1 protein-coding gene is annotated in these 2237 nt (G+C 66.7%); it reads left to right on the plus strand.

Translation table 11 applies throughout. From position 1 onward, the window contains the following. The coding region (locus AX735_RS13385) for a tape measure protein (protein WP_066281080.1) at positions 1-2237 on the plus strand (2237 nt) is incomplete at both ends.

Raw genomic sequence — 2237 nt, forward strand, 5'->3', positions numbered from 1 at the left:
CAGCTATACCCGGCTGCAGAACAGCCTCAAGGTCGCCGGGCTCGAGGGCGAGAACCTCGCCAATGTGCAACAGCGCTTGCTCGACCTCTCGGGCCGCTATGGCGTCAACATCGAGGAGCTGGCTCGGCTGTTCGGCAACTCGTCGCAGGCGGCTTCGGAACTCGGTGCCAGCCAAGACCAGCTTATCACGCTGACCGAGGCAACGGCGCAATCGCTCAAGATCACGGGCACGAGCGCGGCGCAGGCGCAGGGGGCTATCCTCGGCCTGACGCAGGCGCTTGCCAGCGGCACGGTGCGCGCCGAGGAGTTCAACCAGATCAACGAAGGCGGCTTGCGCCCGCTGCTGCAGCTTGCGGCCAATACCGAGCAGTTCGGCGGATCGGTCGCCAAGCTGCGCCAAGCCGTGGTGGACGGCAAGGTCAGTAGCGAGCAATTTTTCCAGGCCATTCTCAACGGCTCGGCGGAGCTTGAAGGCAAAGCCAGCAAAGCGACGCTGACGATCGCGGGGGCCTTCGAGTCTCTCAACAGCCAGCTGACGGTGTATGTCGGCGAGGCCAGCAAGACCAGCGGCGCCAGCCAGGCGCTTGCCGCCGGCATCCAGGCGCTTGCCGACAACCTCGACGTCGTGATCCCGGCGGTTGCGGTTCTCTCTGCCGCGCTTGGCGTAGGGTTTGTCACCAACCTCACGCGGACGGCCATCGCAGCGGGCGGTGCCGGCACAGCTCTGCTTGGCGCATTCGGCGGACCGGTCGGGCTTGCGATCACGGCCGTTGCTGTGGGCCTTGGCTATGTGGCGACGGAAGCGGCCAAGACGCAGGCAGAGACCGAGCGCCTTTCGCAGGCCTATGACGACCTGCGCGCCCGACTTGATGCGGCTGCGCAGCGAGCCGGTGAGGCCGCGAGTGGAATAACGCAGGGTGGAAACGCGGCGCAGTCGGCGAACCCCCTCATCATCGGCATTGGCAACGCATACAAGTTTGCTGCAGACCAGGCCGCCCTACTGGCCAAGAACGCAAAGCTGGCAACGCTGGCAGACATTGAACGCGAGCGCACCGCGAACAAGAACCAGCTGGCCAAGCTTGAGGCGGATCAGCGATTGAGCCGACGCGCCGGACAGGCTGTCTCAATCCTCGCCCCGGTGGCAGACTTCATCACTGGCGGCCGAGACCAGCGCTCGCGCAGGCAGAGCGAGCGTGCTGACACGATCCGCACGCTTCGCAATCGCATCAAAGACCTAGACGAGCGAGCCAAGATCGCGGCAGCCCTTCCCGAAGCCGCATTTGAGCCGCCTGCGCCGCCAAAGCCTGCCGGTGCGCCGCCTGCCGCGCGGGTGTCTCGGGCCCGGGGCGCAGTCCCGGCTTCGTCCGCATCGTCCCTCACGCAATCCGACATTGACGGTGCAGCGCGGCAGCTGCGTGATGTCGGCGCGACCCTCACCGATGCGATCCGCCGGGTGGATGATTACGCTCGTCAGCAATTCGATCTTGCAACCGCGGGCAATCAGAACGAGCAGGATCTGACGCGCGCCGCGCTGCAGCTGGCCGAGACGCGCCAAGAGCGCGCCGATCTCGAGGCGCGGCTAATCGACCTGCAGTTCAGCCAGGAACGAGCCGAGCAGGAACTCGTGCTCGCCACCATCGGCAGCAGCGAGACGGCAAAGGAAATCGCCCGCGCTCGCCTTGCTGTGCTCGACGCGCTGCAGAACCAGGCACGCCGCGAGGCAGGCATTGCCAACCAGTCGCCAGGCCAGCGCTTCCTGCGCGACCTTGGGATTTCCGGCGCGAACATCAACGACCAGTTCGAGAGCGTCGCGGTCGATGGCCTGCAGTCGCTCAACGACGGGCTGGTCGATGCGATCGTCAATGCCAAATCGCTCGGCCAAGTGTTCAGCGGCGTGGCCAAGCAGATCGTCGCCGACCTTCTGCGCATCGCAATCCAGCAGGCCGTTATCCGCCCGCTCGCAGAGTCCCTGTTCGGCGGCGGAGGCGGCGGGGGTGGCTTCGGCGGCATCCTCTCGTTCGCCTCGCTGTTCGCAGGCCGCGCGTCTGGCGGCCCGGTGTCTGCTGGACGGCTCTACCGCGTGAACGAGGCGGCGGGCGCGGGCGGCGTCGAGCTGTTCCAGCCCGCGCAGAACGGCAACATCGTCCCGCTCGGGCAGGCGCGCGCGGCGATGAACGGCGGGCAGCAATCCATCTCCGGCACCATCACCATCTCGCTGTCCGAGGATATCGACGGCC

It is taken from the genome of Blastomonas sp. CCH1-A6 (assembly GCF_001556365.1).
Lineage (GTDB): Bacteria > Pseudomonadota > Alphaproteobacteria > Sphingomonadales > Sphingomonadaceae > Blastomonas > Blastomonas ursincola.